This is a genomic window from Microcoleus sp. Pol8_D6, from assembly GCF_036700965.1.
Taxonomy (GTDB): domain Bacteria; phylum Cyanobacteriota; class Cyanobacteriia; order Cyanobacteriales; family Microcoleaceae; genus Microcoleus.
Genome location: NZ_JAUBPW010000065.1, coordinates 26,437 through 39,998 on the forward strand (window position 1 = coordinate 26,437; position 13,562 = coordinate 39,998).

The 13,562-nt window shown below is 45.7% G+C and carries 19 protein-coding genes; 8 read left to right on the top strand and 11 right to left on the bottom strand.

What is annotated here, in order from left to right; genetic code table 11:
- Positions 1 to 42: 42 nt before the first annotated feature.
- The 5 genes from QUA10_RS22420 to QUA10_RS22440 all read right to left on the bottom strand — a co-directional run bounded on the left by QUA10_RS22420 (position 43) and on the right by QUA10_RS22440 (position 1,952).
- A complete protein-coding gene (locus tag QUA10_RS22420) occupies positions 43 to 333 on the bottom strand; it encodes a hypothetical protein (protein WP_333084764.1) in 291 nt (96 codons plus the stop codon).
- A 3-nt stretch (positions 334 to 336) separates the two neighbouring features.
- Complete coding sequence (locus QUA10_RS22425) at positions 337 to 489, bottom strand: hypothetical protein (protein WP_333084762.1); 153 nt, start codon at positions 487 to 489, stop codon at positions 337 to 339.
- On the bottom strand, positions 486 to 836 hold the full coding sequence (locus QUA10_RS22430; protein WP_333084760.1) for a hypothetical protein: 351 nt from the start codon (positions 834 to 836) through the stop codon (positions 486 to 488). Before QUA10_RS22430 ends, QUA10_RS22425 begins: the two co-directional genes overlap by 4 nt.
- An 87-nt stretch (positions 837 to 923) precedes the next feature.
- On the bottom strand, positions 924 to 1,613 hold the full coding sequence (locus QUA10_RS22435) for an ImmA/IrrE family metallo-endopeptidase (protein ID WP_333084758.1): 690 nt from the start codon (positions 1,611 to 1,613) through the stop codon (positions 924 to 926).
- Between the two features lie 15 nt (positions 1,614 to 1,628).
- Positions 1,629 to 1,952 (bottom strand): helix-turn-helix domain-containing protein, encoded by a 324-nt coding sequence (locus QUA10_RS22440; protein ID WP_006634885.1) that lies wholly within the window; start codon positions 1,950 to 1,952, stop codon positions 1,629 to 1,631.
- Between the two features lie 254 nt (positions 1,953 to 2,206).
- Between QUA10_RS22440 and QUA10_RS22445 the strand changes: the two genes are divergently transcribed.
- The 6 genes from QUA10_RS22445 to QUA10_RS22470 all read left to right on the top strand — a co-directional run bounded on the left by QUA10_RS22445 (position 2,207) and on the right by QUA10_RS22470 (position 6,576).
- Positions 2,207 to 2,473: a hypothetical protein gene (locus tag QUA10_RS22445; RefSeq protein WP_006634886.1), complete on the top strand. Its 267-nt coding sequence runs from the start codon at positions 2,207 to 2,209 to the stop codon at positions 2,471 to 2,473.
- A 135-nt stretch (positions 2,474 to 2,608) separates the two neighbouring features.
- A complete protein-coding gene (locus QUA10_RS22450; RefSeq protein ID WP_333084757.1) occupies positions 2,609 to 3,313 on the top strand; it encodes a hypothetical protein in 705 nt (234 codons plus the stop codon).
- A 59-nt stretch (positions 3,314 to 3,372) separates the two neighbouring features.
- Positions 3,373 to 3,741, top strand: coding sequence for a hypothetical protein (locus QUA10_RS22455; protein WP_333084756.1), 369 nt, complete (start codon positions 3,373 to 3,375; stop codon positions 3,739 to 3,741).
- Between the two features lie 56 nt (positions 3,742 to 3,797).
- Positions 3,798 to 4,775, top strand: a complete 978-nt coding sequence (locus tag QUA10_RS22460) for a hypothetical protein (RefSeq protein ID WP_333084755.1) — start codon at positions 3,798 to 3,800, stop codon at positions 4,773 to 4,775.
- Between the two features lie 76 nt (positions 4,776 to 4,851).
- Positions 4,852 to 5,931, top strand: a complete 1,080-nt coding sequence (locus tag QUA10_RS22465) for a hypothetical protein (protein ID WP_333084754.1) — start codon at positions 4,852 to 4,854, stop codon at positions 5,929 to 5,931.
- Between the two features lie 363 nt (positions 5,932 to 6,294).
- Positions 6,295 to 6,576 carry a YiaA/YiaB family inner membrane protein gene (locus QUA10_RS22470; RefSeq protein WP_015176943.1) on the top strand — a complete coding sequence of 94 codons (282 nt, stop codon included), beginning with the start codon at positions 6,295 to 6,297 and terminating at the stop codon, positions 6,574 to 6,576.
- A 95-nt stretch (positions 6,577 to 6,671) separates the two neighbouring features.
- Here the strand turns inward: QUA10_RS22470 and QUA10_RS22475 are convergent, their stop codons facing one another.
- The 4 genes from QUA10_RS22475 to QUA10_RS22490 form a co-directional block, all read right to left on the bottom strand.
- Entirely contained in the window at positions 6,672 to 7,142 is a 471-nt protein-coding gene (locus tag QUA10_RS22475) for a ferredoxin (protein WP_333084753.1), read from the bottom strand.
- A gap of 77 nt (positions 7,143 to 7,219) precedes the next feature.
- Positions 7,220 to 7,606 (bottom strand): DUF1257 domain-containing protein, encoded by a 387-nt coding sequence (locus QUA10_RS22480; RefSeq protein WP_242716193.1) that lies wholly within the window; start codon positions 7,604 to 7,606, stop codon positions 7,220 to 7,222.
- Between the two features lie 40 nt (positions 7,607 to 7,646).
- Positions 7,647 to 7,856 (bottom strand): DUF2997 domain-containing protein, encoded by a 210-nt coding sequence (locus QUA10_RS22485; protein ID WP_015176940.1) that lies wholly within the window; start codon positions 7,854 to 7,856, stop codon positions 7,647 to 7,649.
- A 375-nt stretch (positions 7,857 to 8,231) separates the two neighbouring features.
- Positions 8,232 to 9,089, bottom strand: coding sequence for an ABC transporter permease (locus QUA10_RS22490; RefSeq protein WP_333084752.1), 858 nt, complete (start codon positions 9,087 to 9,089; stop codon positions 8,232 to 8,234).
- 238 nt (positions 9,090 to 9,327) lie between these two features.
- Here QUA10_RS22490 and QUA10_RS22495 point away from each other — a divergent pair, with 238 nt between their 5' ends.
- Positions 9,328 to 10,656 (top strand): pitrilysin family protein, encoded by a 1,329-nt coding sequence (locus QUA10_RS22495; protein WP_333084750.1) that lies wholly within the window; start codon positions 9,328 to 9,330, stop codon positions 10,654 to 10,656.
- 489 nt (positions 10,657 to 11,145) lie between these two features.
- The gene (locus QUA10_RS22500; protein WP_333084749.1) at positions 11,146 to 12,180 is read left to right on the top strand and encodes a C39 family peptidase; all 1,035 of its coding nucleotides are present in this window, start codon (positions 11,146 to 11,148) and stop codon (positions 12,178 to 12,180) included.
- Positions 12,181 to 12,366: 186 nt separating this feature from the next.
- Here the strand turns inward: QUA10_RS22500 and nadC are convergent, their stop codons facing one another.
- Positions 12,367 to 13,230: a carboxylating nicotinate-nucleotide diphosphorylase gene (nadC, locus tag QUA10_RS22505; RefSeq protein ID WP_333084748.1), complete on the bottom strand. Its 864-nt coding sequence runs from the start codon at positions 13,228 to 13,230 to the stop codon at positions 12,367 to 12,369.
- 61 nt (positions 13,231 to 13,291) lie between these two features.
- The gene (locus QUA10_RS22510) at positions 13,292 to 13,456 is read right to left on the bottom strand and encodes a hypothetical protein (RefSeq protein ID WP_333084747.1); all 165 of its coding nucleotides are present in this window, start codon (positions 13,454 to 13,456) and stop codon (positions 13,292 to 13,294) included.
- Positions 13,457 to 13,562 lie beyond the last annotated feature (106 nt).

Sequence of the window (13,562 nt, forward strand, 5' to 3'; positions counted from 1 at the left end):
AAAATGTAATTTAACTTGTGACTTTTAATTTTTTCTGTACGCTCAGTCAATATCTCGCCAGTGACGAGCATCCACAAATCGGGACAAATGCCCCACATTTGTTGTAGCAATAACAACTCCTTCTCCACCTTCAACAATCAGCAAAGCTTGAGCTGGTAAAATCACATCTCCATCAAGTTCTTTGGGGTCTGCTGTCGGCCTTCCTGTCTGGCGCGATGTCGCCCACAACTGAGCCGCTTTGAGTATTGTAGGTGTCGTTATTGGCAAGTATTCAAGCCTCTCTTTCCAGTCATCAAGCCGTCTAACTCCTGCCAGTTTATTTGCACGGAGCAACTCTCACCTCACCTCATAGTCGGCTATCTCAGGTAAAATCACCCTGTAACCTTTGAGCAACAAAGAGCGCACCCACATCCGACATTCCACTGTCACAGCCGACCCTTTGGGATTTGTTAATGTTCCTAAAGGACCAGCATCTAATAATACAATCATTGTTTTTGAAATAAAAGTCGCTGGGATGACAGGCGGTCTTCATCTAATACTTTTTGCAAGTATTCAAATGTCTCTGTCTGTTCCTCAGCGTCTCCTTCTTCTGCCCATTTATCTAACCACTCAATTGCAGCTAGATTTATCTCCATTTGTTCTTCTTTTGTTCGGGAAGGAAGCACAGGTGATGGATTTTTATTGACTAAATTTAGCCAATAAGTTAACCGCAGATCTACTACTTCCGTAATTATCGCTTTCAGTTCTTCAACGGTTAAGTCCGATACTCGTTTGGTTTGGAGAATTATCGCTTGCAGTTCTTCAACTGTCAAGTCTGCTACTCGTTTTGTTTCCATTTTGCAGCCTCATTATTTCAATCTAATTTTAAATATCTGAGATTGGAGAACCGATCGCAATTCTCTCATCTCAAATTTCATCAAATTTTATCCAAACAACCGCTGCTGTCCGTTGGCCGCATCTTTCCCGGCATAAATCTCGCGCGTTCCCTTGGGAATATATATCCAATCGAATTCTTGCAAGCGGTTTGTCAAATTGGAAATGCTCACTCCCAATTCATCTCTCATTTTGTATAAATGCGACCACTTAGTTAAATCGCGTCCCTGCCTTTTTTCCTCCAAAATACACCGAGGCATCAACAAACAGCTTGCAAAATATTGCGCTTGCCATTCGATCGACAAAACCTTATTATCCGCACTCGCACCCCGACAAACAAACGGTTCCTCGACATCCTGGGCGGTTTTTCCTTCATTCCCTAAGTTTAATTCCAACTGTTCCACAGTGCCGTCTGCTTCGTCTTGATTGACGTGTAGCACCCAGTGGCCGATTTCGTGGGCGATCGTCGATTCGATGAACCCCGGCGGTTTTTCGAGAATCTGTTCGTTGATTTCGATTAACCGCTGCTGCGGCAAAATCCTCGCCGCGATCGCACCTTCTTCATCCGGCTCAATGCACTCCCAAACTACGCCTAAATCCAGAAAATCAGCAACCGTTGTCGCATCAAAAGGCCATCTCGGAGCAAAATTTTGCGTTTTCTGCATCTGCATCAAGATGTCATTTGCCAAACGCTCGATCGATTCTTTGGGATAGAAGCAATACGGCTTAAAAATACTCACTTTGATAGGCCTCTCTTACGCTTCAAAAGACTGTTTGAGCCAATCTGGATTTTCTTGCATCCGGCGGAAAAGAGCCTGCATTTCCTTCGGATTCTGCTTCAGCAGCGCTTCGTACTGTTGCGGCAGCCTCCCCGCCAAGAAAATCAATTCCTCTTCGTTTATGTCTAGATTTCGCGCTAATGCTCGGATTACCTCCTCTTTTGGCGCATAATCCGCTCGATCGTTCTCCAACTTCGACAAATAAGTAAAGTCCACACTTAGCATAGCAGCTAGCTCACGTTGTGAGTAAGCTTTGTCCTTGCGAGCTTGACGGATCAGTCTTCCAAATGTTTGTTCCACGGTTTTTTGCCTCCTGACAAGCATTCTAGCCTGTTTTGATGAAAAGTTCAACAAAACACTTGACGGGAAAATCAACCCGCGCTACCATGAGGTTAGTTGACGGTTTAATCAACCCGCAGAGCCTGACTGGTAGGGTAAAGAGTGCAAATTAGCCTAGCTCACACGCTACATATAGCGTCGTCAACTTCAGAGGAGTGAGAAGCGCTGGGCGTCAAAACGCTTGTACGCAGCAAATAAGGAGGAGCAGATCGCAAATGCTGAGAACCTGGACAGACACGCATTACAAGCTCGAAGACGATGACTGGCTATACATCGCCACCCACGAAGAACAAAGCTCAGCCTCACTGGTTTGTCCCGGCTACGCGCGGGATGGTGAAGGCTTCAGCATCCACTTCACCCCAGCGCACCTAGAAACATTAGAGCATTTGCTCGCCGCGCTGCGGATTATTAAAGCTCAACAAGAGGCGATGCTTGAGTATACCTATCCTGAACCAAAAGCGACAACACATCTCATTAGGTAATGGAAGGAAGAAGGAAGAAGGAAGAAGGAAGAAGGAAGAAGGAAGAAAAATAATTCGATTGTTGTGAATTCCCAATTCCTAATTACCGATTTCTAATTGTCAGAACATAAATCAATAACTAAGGAAAAACGAACAATGACTACTAAAACACAAGAAAGACCTACATTTTCAGTATTTGGTGCCAAACCGAGCAATGCTTTGCTAGTACCAGAAATCCCGATCGCAGTACGTAACAATTGCCAATCGGGCCAATGGGCGATCGGCGACACCGACTACGGTTCCAAGTGTTCCATGACAATCCTCAAATTCTCCAAATTCTTCGGTTCCCTCGGTCAAACTTCCCACACACTGTGGGGTCAACTCTGGTTTGTCGCAGAAAGTGGCGAATTGCCGCAAGGAGTTGTCATGGTGACATACATCAAAAACCGCAGCTTGAACGATTTTAACCGCTTGGTAGCATCAGTTCAATCTCGCGGCGTAGAACCGGCAACCGGGATTTTTATTCCAGAATTTGTAAAACATTCCGGCCAGAAACCAGACGACAGCGGAGTAGTAAAACCGATCAACTACTACAGCTTGAAATGGTCTTGGAACGAACGGAAAGATTGGGCGGTTATCGACCAAGCCGCAGCAGTTTTGTCCGATTCTAGCAATCAATCGCGGATGATTGACTTAGAAGGAACAAAAGCTATGGTGTGTTTAGATAACCTGCCGGCGCAGCAAGTTGCCTGCTTGATGGCTGCTCACGCTGGCGGTGAAAACGATGCTATGGCTTTGAATTCCAACGGCAGTATGTCGCTACCGCCAGCCGAAGAGCAATTAACTGCTGACTTGTTCTAATTTTGTTGTAAAGGCGCGATTAAATCGCGCCTTTACCATAACTGTTATAACAGAGTGAAATGAAGAAATTAACCAAGCTTAAAACTAAACCCAACCTGCAAGAAAGCCGTTTGAAAGAGAATCTGGAGCTGCTCGACCAAATTCGGACAGATGCAGTTAACGACATCGAAAGTCTCACCGAAGACTTCCAGCACATGACTTTAGTTGCTGAATCAGTCCAGCGGAATTACCGAGCTTTGTTAGCGGAAAATCAATTGCTAAAAGGCACACTTTTAAGTATAATTGATGAGTGCGGCTGCTGGGAAGGAAATCGGTGCGATCGCTGCTGGAAAATTCTCAGAACTCTAGCCAGCGCCAATCCCGAAGAAAAACCCGACGCAGCCAGAAAATACCAAGCTATTCTCAGCCAACTCCGCAACTTAGAATAACTGAAAATTTGTCACTCAAAAGACTCAAAAAAATAGAATCAGGAGAAACAAGCATTATGACACTAGCACCTGCCAAAGATAGCAAAGCCCAAATTTTGCAAAACTTTCAGCAGATTTTAGCAGACAAAAAAAAGATCGAATCCAAAGTCGAGACCAAAGAACAGTCAGCCGAAAAAGCCAAAAACAAACAACTCCTCGAAGTCGCTTCCACCTACACAATTGACAGCATCGTCAAAGGCTTGGCTGACTTGCAATTAGATTTCGGCAGCACCATCAGCGGACTTTCCGAAAAACTGAAGGCGGAATCTTCAAAATTAGACGAATTAAAACGCGCGATCGAAATTGAAGCGGCACAATTGCAAGAGTTGCAGCAAATCAGAGTTGTAGCAGACGCCCTCCACATTTTAACTCAAGAGCACCGAGAAAAATTGACCCTGCTGGAACAAAACGCCGCCAACCAGCGCGAAATAATCGAAAAAGACACGACCCAAAAACGCAAGCTTTGGGAAAAAGAACAGCAAGAATTTGATGCAGCAGTTCAAGAAGAGACTGCACTCATAACTAAAAATCGTCAGGAAGAAACAGCCGATTACCAATACGAATTACAGCGCAGTCGCCAAATCGAAACCGACGAATACGAAGAAACGAAGCGCAAACTAGAACGGCATTTGCAAGAATCTACCCGCGAAAAAGAAAAAAATTGGGTGGAACGGGAAAAAGTCCTCAGCGACAATCAAGCAGAGTTTGAAGAGAATCAAAGAAAAGCCGCCGGATTTGAAGAAGAACTCAAACAGGCTTATGTCAAAGCCAAAGAAGAAGCAATTCAAGAAGTTTCCCGCGAAGCTAAAGTCAAGGCAGATTTAGTAGATAAAGAATGGGAAAGCACTAAGCAAGGATATGAATTGAAAGTGCAATCTTTACAGCAGACAATTGGGCGGCAAACCGAACAAATCGCCGAAATTTCCGCGCAACTGCAAGCCACGATGAAGCAAGCGCAAGATTTGGCAATGAAAGCTTTTGCCAGCAAAGCTTAAAACCTAGTAGGGTGTGCAATACACACCTTACGAAAAAATGACAGAAATTTTCCACGCTATTAAGAAATGAAAAGTCATGAACAAAAAAGTTAGCGACAAAAGCACCAAGGCTGAAATCTTAGAAGCGTACAAGGAAGCAGCGCAAGAAAAAGCGCAGCTAGAATCGCAAATCCAACAGCTAAACGCTTCCCAAAAGCAAACAGCAGCCCCTGAAAAACCTATTGTGGAGGCACCAAAACCAATGGCTTTAACTCAAAATCAACAAAAAATGCAGTCCACAATCGATAATTTGATTTTGCTGCAATTTGGCTTTGGCGGCGCTGTCAGCGAGTTGTCTGAGAAATTAACTTCAGAAGCTGCTAAAGTCGAAGAATTGCGGCGCACTGTGGACGAGGAAATTCAACAACTGCAAGAGTTGCACAGTTTAGAAGATGTTGCAGAAGATACGCTGGACAATTTAATTCAACAGTACGAAGAAAGCGCGAAAAGTTTTGCTGGGGAACTCAGCGAACAGCGCGAAACCGTTGAACAGGAATTGTTGGAACGCCGGCAAGCTTGGCAAAAAGAGCAGGAACTGCAAAAGTTGACCGTTAAAGAACGCAATGAGAATCAACAAAAAGCTCGCCAGCGCGATGAAGAATTGTATAATTACGATTTGAATCTTCAGCGAAATCTGGACATCGAAGAATACCAACAGCGCCAGAAAAGGCTGTATCAAGAAATCGAAGAGTTTCAGCAAGAACAGGAGAAACAGTGGGCGGAACGCGAAAAATCTATTTCGGAACGAGAAAAACTTTATGCTGAGGTGAAAGCGAAGGTAGAAGCTTTTCCGAAAGAACTGGAAGCTAATATCAAGAACGGGAAAGATAACGGCCGCAATATTGGCAATTACCAAGCTAAAGTTAAGGCTGATTTGTCTGCTAAAGATATTGAAGGACAAAAGCAAAATTATGAACTGCAAATTCAAGGGATGTTGCAGACAATTCAAAATCAAGATGCGCGCCTTGCTAGCTTGTCGAAACAACTGGATTCTGCTTTGAAACAGGTTCAAGATTTGGCGGTGAAGGCAATTGAGGGCTCATCGAATTTGAGTTCTTTCCAAGCAGTGAGGGAAATTGCGATCGAACAAGCGAAGACTCAGCAAAAAAATAAGTAGATAAAACTCGGCGGTTCAAACCGGCGCTACACAAACGAAGTAGATAAGACCCGGCGGTTTCAACCGCTGTCGAGAGTCAAACTCTCGTTAGCGGAGGTGGACTGGGAGAAGTAGGGTGCGCCTCGGCGCACCTTACGCTATTTTGAGAAAAAACTAGCTTTCCTTAGTGGAGTTTCCAAACTGTCCACTCGCTGCGAGTCTTCCTGGAGGCTCAAACCCTATTTACAGCGTTGAAATATTTAGTAAAAAGCCCGATCGCACTGTTCACTTATCGAAACTGTCCCTTCCTCTCCTGACCGCTTCACTCAGGCTATCTATTCTTTAAGTTAATCCACCAAAAGATATATTTGATCTAGAGGCACTATGCAGAAACAAATCATACGCCAAAAAGATACTAATGCTTGGATACTTCAGTGCTGGGTTTCTTTTATTCTTGCCCTTTCCGCCACTACTGTAGGTATCATTTATTTACAGGTAGACCCCTGGCAAAAAGCTTTTATGGGTATGGGTTTAACTTTTTCAGTCGGCTCGTCTTTTACTTTAGCAAAAACCATTCGCGATAACAACGAGGCATCAACATTAACCGCCAGAATCGACGAAGCTAGAGTTGAGAAAATTCTCGCTGAGCACCATCCTCTCAAATAAACCTTAATTATACAATGTATACAAAAAACAGCCCGCGCGGGCTGTTTTTGTTTTTTGAGCCACAGGTTTCAAGCTGCGGAGGGGAATTGGGGATTTCAATGGCTACCTTTGAACTTACGATCGCCCAACTTATTCTTTTGTCGCTGGCGAATACCGGCCTTAACTGTCGCCATATCCACCGGAAAACCAACGACAGGAATCACCTGATCCTTGCGTTCTTCTTCCAGATTCTTAAGTTCGGTGTAATCAACCCAGTGAATGCAATTCACCGGACAAGTGTCGATCGCCTCAGCAATCAACTCTTCAGAATCCCCGTCTTGTCGAACTACGCGCGATCGACCGTAATCCGGTTCAATATAAAAAGTATTGCGAGCAACATGAGCACAGTGCTTACAGCCAATGCAGGTAATCTCATCAACATAGACACCTTTTTGGCGCAACACCCCGCCCAACTCCGGTTCCAAACCAGAGCGATCGGGCGCATCCCGCAAAAATCCCCCCAATTCCGGCTCTAAACCAGAGCGATCGATTGCTGTATCTATTCCGAGTCCAGAAAGCTCAGACATTTAGACCCCCACAATAGTAAATAAGTCCGCGCAGGCGGACTTTGATGAAACAAGATGGCAAAAATCTTGCAAAATTATTAAGCGCACCAGCGTTGCACTACCAAGCGGAGCGAACCGTCTTGATTTTGCTTTTGCTCAGAAATTTGGAAACCCTGCTTAGCGCTTTCATTCACCACAGTATGGTAAGCGTAACGCTGAGTCACCTTATTCAGAAAACGGTCTACAGACCAAGCTTGCTGCCAAAACTGCAAGTCAGCCACCAATTCATACTCAGTCCCGTTCCAGCTAAAACCTACGTCGTAGCCATTTTTTTGCTCAATCACGACCTCAGCAGTGCTGGTGAGGCCACGATAGCCACGCACCTCAGTTGGGCCCGACTTCCAGTCGATACCCAAGTCAGTTAAAGCAGCTTCCAAAGAATTCAAATTGCGGATCTGGGTCTTAATTTGGCTAAAATGTGACATGGTGGTTCCAAAAAAACTTAAGTGAACTCAACAAAAAAAATTACCAATCGCTAAAAGCCACTTGGGCCGTCGCTTCGGCTGACTGATGCAGCGCTTGAGTGAAATATTCAGATGTTGACTCTTGGTGAAGCACCACGCCGAGCTGAGCTTCAATTGCAGCCGTTACCTCAGCGCAGGAAGCACCGACAATGCCGGTGACTGTTTCCTGTACGCGGCCATCTGGATAGATCACAAACTCTAGTGTTTCCATAATGCGGGCTGACTGAATAGGAATATTGAGAACAGACACCGACACCAGCAAGCCAGGGACGATGCCTCCTGAAGTAGCTTCTTGAGAGTTGGCTGACTGAAAAAGCGCTATATCAATTTTGACGAATTGATAGGTTTTGAGTCACAACTTAACAGAACTTATTAATAGGTAGAAGCAATACATCAGTTGTATGTAAAGTTTCGCGTAGATCGTGACAGCAGTCAAGTCACTCTATTTGATGAGATTTGAGATTGGAGAGTCAGGAAGAATGAACAGGGGAGGAACCGCAGAGGGCGCAGAGGGCGCAGAGGGAAGAAGGCAGAAGGTAAAAGGCAGAAGGCAAAACGAAAAAGTATAAATTCCCCCACTCCCTCTCTAATTCCCTCTGGGATCTAAAACGTCTCGTAGGCCATCGCCCAAAAGGTTGAAACCAAGAACAGTCAACGTAATCAGCAAACCTGGAAACACGATCGTCCAAGGAGAAGAAAGAGCGTATCCGCCCTTAAAAGCATCAGAAAGCATCGTCCCCAACTCAGGAACCGGCGGCTGTGCGCCCAAACCCAAAAAACCCAAACCGGCAGCTTCTAGTGTCGCCGTACCAGTCGAAAGAGTTGCTTGTACAACTAGAGGCGCGAGACTTCCCGGCAAAATGTGGCGAAAAATAATCCGCAAGTCGCTGGCGCCCAAGGCCTTGACAGCCAAAACAAATTCTTGTTCCCGCAGAGACAGCACCATACTGCGAGTTAAACGGATGTAAATCGGAATTTGCACGAGGCTGACGGCGATAATTACGCTTTGCAGGCTCGGCCCGGTGACGGTAACAACGCCGATCGCCAGTAAAATTGAAGGAAAAGCTAGCAAAATATCCGCCAAAGTGCCGATCGCAATTTCCAGCCACCCCCGAAAATACCCCGCCACTAGCCCCAAAAGCGCTCCCACAATTAAACCCGCACCCACAGAAACCAGGCTGACGAGTAAAGAGATCCCCAATCCGTGCCACACCCGCACCAACAACTCTCGCCCCAAACCGTCGGTGCCAAACCAATGTTTAGCGCTAGGAGCCACTAAGCGCGACAAATAATCTCGATCAACCGCCGGATCGTAAGGAGAAAGTAGGGGGGCCAACAGTGCCGAGATCATCAGCGCTACAGTCAAAATTAAGCCGATTTTCCCCGAAGTCGATCGCCAAAATCGTTGAAAAGCTGCTTGTGGAAATACTAAGTTTTTATTCACTCTTCGATTTTCCATCGAATGTTGTCACCAAAAAACAGAGGACTTGGGCAACTATTAGGATAAATTAACGATCGCGATCGCAGAAATACGTTAACAAGACTTCTTCCGGGAGACCAAACACTCGGTGCGTGGATTACCCTCCATATCCAATTGCATTTTTCGCGCCAAATGCCGAATGCCTGAGCCCTTCGTTAAAGACCCTTTAAGATATAGAGAACAAGATCAATTTAAAAGCACAATGACATCCACCCTACTCAAAACCTCAGCTCGATCGCCCCTCAACGCCCCAACAATCCGCCATTTCCCCAACGGCCTCACCGTTATAGCCGAACACTTGCCGGTCGATGCTGTTAACCTCAGCGTGTGGCTCAATTTAGGCTCAGCCGTCGAACCCGACGACATTAACGGCATGGCTCACTTTTTAGAACACATGATTTTTAAGGGAACTCCGAGCATTCCCAGTGGCGAATTTGAGCGCGCGATCGAGCAACGTGGCGCTGTCACCAATGCAGCCACCAGCCAAGATTACACTAACTATTACATCACCACAGCTCCTAAAGATTTTGCCGAACTAGCTCCCCTGCAAGTCGATGTGTTGCTGAATGCGAGCATTCCCGACGACGCCTTCGATCGAGAACGGCTGGTAGTCTTAGAAGAAATTAGACGATCAGAAGACAATCCCCGCCGCCGCACCTATCAACGATCGATGGAATTAGCCTTTGAAGTCCTGCCCTACAAGCGACCGGTACTCGGCCCGACTGCGGTAATCGAACAGTTGACAGCCCAACAAATGCGGGATTTCCACACCAGCAGATATCACCCAGGGGCGATGACAGCCGTAGCTGTCGGCAATTTGCCAGTCGATCAACTAATAGAAATTGTTGCAGACAGTTTTGCAGCAAAAAGTACAGCACAAAACAACAACATAAATGTGCCCGCTGTCGGCAACTTTCACCCCGAAGCCCAAATCCTGAACTACGGCCAAGAGTCGCCGTTTATAGAAACAGTCCGCCGCGAATTTGTAGACTCTGCCCTTCAGCAAGCCCGACTGATCGTGATGTGGCGAGTGCCAGGTTTCATGGAAATGTCCGAAACTTATGCCCTCGACGTTTTGGCGACAATATTGGGTCACGGCCGCACAACTCGCTTGGTTCAGGATTTGCGGGAAGAAAAAGGGCTAGTCTCATCAATTTCGGTCAGCAACATGACTCAGCGACTCGGCGGCGTATTCTCAATTTCCGCTCAACTACCGACAGAAAACTTGGCAGCAGTGGAAGCTGCGATCGTCCAACACATCCGCACTCTCCAAACCGAACTGGTGACAGATGCCGAAATTTCCCGCATCCGCACTCAAGTAGCAAATCGGTTTATCTTTGGTAACGAAACTCCGAGCGATCGAGCAAGTTTGTACGGTTACTATCAGTCGATGGTAGGAGATATCGCTCCCGCCCTCAACTATGCCGCCTGCATCCAAGCTCAGACTGCCGAGGATCTCCGAGAAGCCGCCGTCAAATATCTCTCTCCCGACGCGATGGGTGTTGTGGTAATTCGTCCCGACGAAGCATAAATTGGTTGATCGCCTCAACAGGGCAATTCTCCCATCCCTCTGCTTTTGAGCTATCCAACGGCATTCGGCATTCGGCAGAAACAATGTCAACGCGCACGAGGGATTTTTAGTCAATAGTGCGTGAAATTCGATCGGCTCTGGCCTTGAAGGTTTTGTATCAAATAATTAATACAAAGCCTTTAAGGTATGTGCGATCGGCAAAATTACCGTAATTTTATGAGACGATAAACTGGGAATTATTGAGGAGCAAGCAATTTAGTCTAGGGAAACCGGGTTGATCGGCATCGTAATTCTAAAATCTAAAATCTAAAATCTAAAATCTAAAATCGATTGCTCGGCAAAATTACCGTAATTTTATGAGACGATAAACGGGGAATTATTGACGACTCAGCAATGTAGTCTAGGAAAACCGGAGTGATCGGCATCGTAATTCTAAAATCTAAAATCTAAAATCTAGAATCTAAAATCGATTGACAGGGGCACGCAAGCATGAAATTACAAAACTTTCTCAACTCAAAAATTAGGTACGATGCCAAAGCAATTGCTGCCGACGACGAACTCAGTGGTCAAATTCAAAGCCGCCTCATTGACCTGGGTTTACTGAAGCCTCCCGTAGACGGAATTTTTGGCCCTCTCTCTACGGCCACCCTCCACCGATTTCAAACTCTGATGAAGTGCGGCGAACCGGGTTTTTTGGGAGCAGTCACAGCCAAAAAGCTGATAGAAACCAAACCAGAGGAGATTCCCACACATCCCCTGATCCTGAAAACGCTCAGAGACACTATTTTTAAATCAAAACCCCTGGCGTCTTCTCAACTTCACGACTCGGAAAAACAAGTAATACCAGGCGGAAAAGAGTTTGAGATTCTGGCTTTTGCTCCGGCTCGCGGTCACATCAGAGTTGCTCTCCGCAACGAGTCTTTCAAAGGTTCAGGAATTTGGTATGTTTTTGGAGCACACGCTCAAATTACTCAAGAGAACGTTCTGTTTTTTCCCAAACCGAATCCCCCAACTGTCAGGCTCGGCATTCCTTATCGATCGCAACTGGATAACTTGAACAATCCTACAGGTTCTTGCAATGTAACTTCATTAGCGATGTGTATGGACTTTTTGAAAGTGCCACGGCGCAAACAAACCGGGCAATATGAAGACGAACTCTACGAATATGCGATCGCCAAAGGTTACAGTCGCTGGGACCCCTACGATTTAGCAAAGATTGTTAGAGATTACGGCGCTCAAGATTTCTTTACCGAGAATGCAACTATTGATGACGTTCAAGATTGGCTAGCCAGCGGAAATCCCGCTGTCATCCACGGATACTTCACGTCTTTCGGTCACATTATAGTTGCATCAGGCTACGACAGCGAGGGATTCTTCGTTCACGATCCCTATGGCGAGTGGTTCCGAAGTGGCTACGATACAAGTATCAGCGGTGCTTACTTGCACTATACTTACCGCTTAATCCGCAGCCTCTGTATGCCTGACGGGAATTTTTGGGTTCATTTTATCTCAAATCATTGTTAAGAGTCATTAGTCATTAGTCATTAGTCATTAGCTAAAAGATAAGTTGCCTCTGGAGTTATTCGGCCATTCAAATCGCTTAAGAGTCAAACGAAGTCCGAGCAGAGGGAGACTAAAAAGTAAAATGGCTATTAAAGATTGATTTGATATTGGCCATATTTTCTCTCGCTAATGACTGCTTACTAATGACTAATGACTCTGAATTTTCATGCTTAAATCCAGCCAAGTCGATCGCGTAATCGGAGCACTGGTAGAAATATAGTCAACTCCGGTTTCTGCCACACTCCTAATAGTTTCTAAAGTAACATTGCCGGAAGCTTCAATTTTTACCCGATCGCTCTTTTCGCGAATTATTGCCACTGCCTGCCGCATCAAATCAAAGGACATATTATCTAACATGATAATATCGGCTTTGTGCTGCAAAGCTGTCTCTACCTCAGCCAGAGTTTCGGTTTCAACTTCGATTGTCAGCGGATAGGGGATAGAATTGCGAATTAGGGCGATCGCCTCTGCAATTCCTCCAGCCGCCGCAATGTGATTGTCTTTAATCATCACCGCGTCATCTAATCCCATCCGGTGATTGCAAGCACCGCCGACTTGAGTCGCGTATTTTTCCAACAATCTCAATCCGGGCGTCGTCTTGCGAGTATCCACCAATTGCACGGGCAAATCGGCAATTTTGTCAACATATTTTTGAGTTAAAGTAGCGATGCCGCTCAAACGCATTGCCAAGTTTAATGCTACTCTTTCTCCGGTTAGCAGCGCATCGAAATTGCCGGAAATCTCGGCGATTACTTCTCCTTTTTCGCACAATTTCCCTTCCGGTACTTGGGGGATGAAACTGAGGCTGCTGTCTAAAAGTTTAAATGTGCGATCGGCAATTGGCAATCCGGCAATGACTCCAGCTTCTTTGACAATCCATTTAGCAGTACCCTGGATGCTGTTTGCGGGAAATAAGGCCGATGTTGTGCGATCGCCCCTACCGATATCTTCTAGTAGCCAGTTGTGCAATAGGGAGTCTAAAACTATCCAAGGCGGTAATATTGCTGTCATGTTTTTGTGGGTTGTTATATCAAGATCATATCTACTAGGAACAATAGTCGATCGGGCGATTTTAGGCAAGTTGCACAATTATGATGATGTTAGTGCGTTCGGGATTTGGGTAGAGCGAGGGCGATCGGGCTAGATGATGGGGTATTTTGTTGCTGACATTGGGTGTTGGTGCTTTAATGGAATAGATAGGGCGATCGCGAGTAGAAACCATGATACAGCCAGTCATTTTAGAAAAATTAGCAGAACTCCCTGAGTCTCCTAAGAAACTCAATCTAACTGCGGAGTTTTAGCAACTAGCTCAAACCCAAAAGACTCCGCAGTTTTCTCCAGCT

Bases quoted from the DNA above. Each gene is read 5' to 3' on its own strand.
- QUA10_RS22425 (WP_333084762.1), bottom strand. From the start codon at position 489: ATGATTGTATTATTAGATGCTGGTCCTTTAGGAACATTAACAAATCCC.
- QUA10_RS22430 (WP_333084760.1), bottom strand. From the start codon at position 836: ATGGAAACAAAACGAGTAGCAGACTTGACAGTTGAAGAACTGCAAGCG.
- QUA10_RS22445 (WP_006634886.1), top strand. From the start codon at position 2,207: ATGCTGAGAACCTGGACAGACACGCATTACAAGCTCGAAGACGATGAC.
- QUA10_RS22450 (WP_333084757.1), top strand. From the start codon at position 2,609: ATGACTACTAAAACACAAGAAAGACCTACATTTTCAGTATTTGGTGCC.
- QUA10_RS22455 (WP_333084756.1), top strand. From the start codon at position 3,373: ATGAAGAAATTAACCAAGCTTAAAACTAAACCCAACCTGCAAGAAAGC.
- QUA10_RS22460 (WP_333084755.1), top strand. From the start codon at position 3,798: ATGACACTAGCACCTGCCAAAGATAGCAAAGCCCAAATTTTGCAAAAC.
- QUA10_RS22465 (WP_333084754.1), top strand. From the start codon at position 4,852: ATGAACAAAAAAGTTAGCGACAAAAGCACCAAGGCTGAAATCTTAGAA.
- QUA10_RS22470 (WP_015176943.1), top strand. From the start codon at position 6,295: ATGCAGAAACAAATCATACGCCAAAAAGATACTAATGCTTGGATACTT.
- QUA10_RS22475 (WP_333084753.1), bottom strand. From the start codon at position 7,142: ATGTCTGAGCTTTCTGGACTCGGAATAGATACAGCAATCGATCGCTCT.
- QUA10_RS22480 (WP_242716193.1), bottom strand. From the start codon at position 7,606: ATGTCACATTTTAGCCAAATTAAGACCCAGATCCGCAATTTGAATTCT.
- QUA10_RS22485 (WP_015176940.1), bottom strand. From the start codon at position 7,856: ATGGAAACACTAGAGTTTGTGATCTATCCAGATGGCCGCGTACAGGAA.
- QUA10_RS22495 (WP_333084750.1), top strand. From the start codon at position 9,328: ATGACATCCACCCTACTCAAAACCTCAGCTCGATCGCCCCTCAACGCC.
- QUA10_RS22500 (WP_333084749.1), top strand. From the start codon at position 11,146: ATGAAATTACAAAACTTTCTCAACTCAAAAATTAGGTACGATGCCAAA.
- nadC (WP_333084748.1), bottom strand. From the start codon at position 13,230: ATGACAGCAATATTACCGCCTTGGATAGTTTTAGACTCCCTATTGCAC.
- QUA10_RS22510 (WP_333084747.1), bottom strand. From the start codon at position 13,456: ATGACTGGCTGTATCATGGTTTCTACTCGCGATCGCCCTATCTATTCC.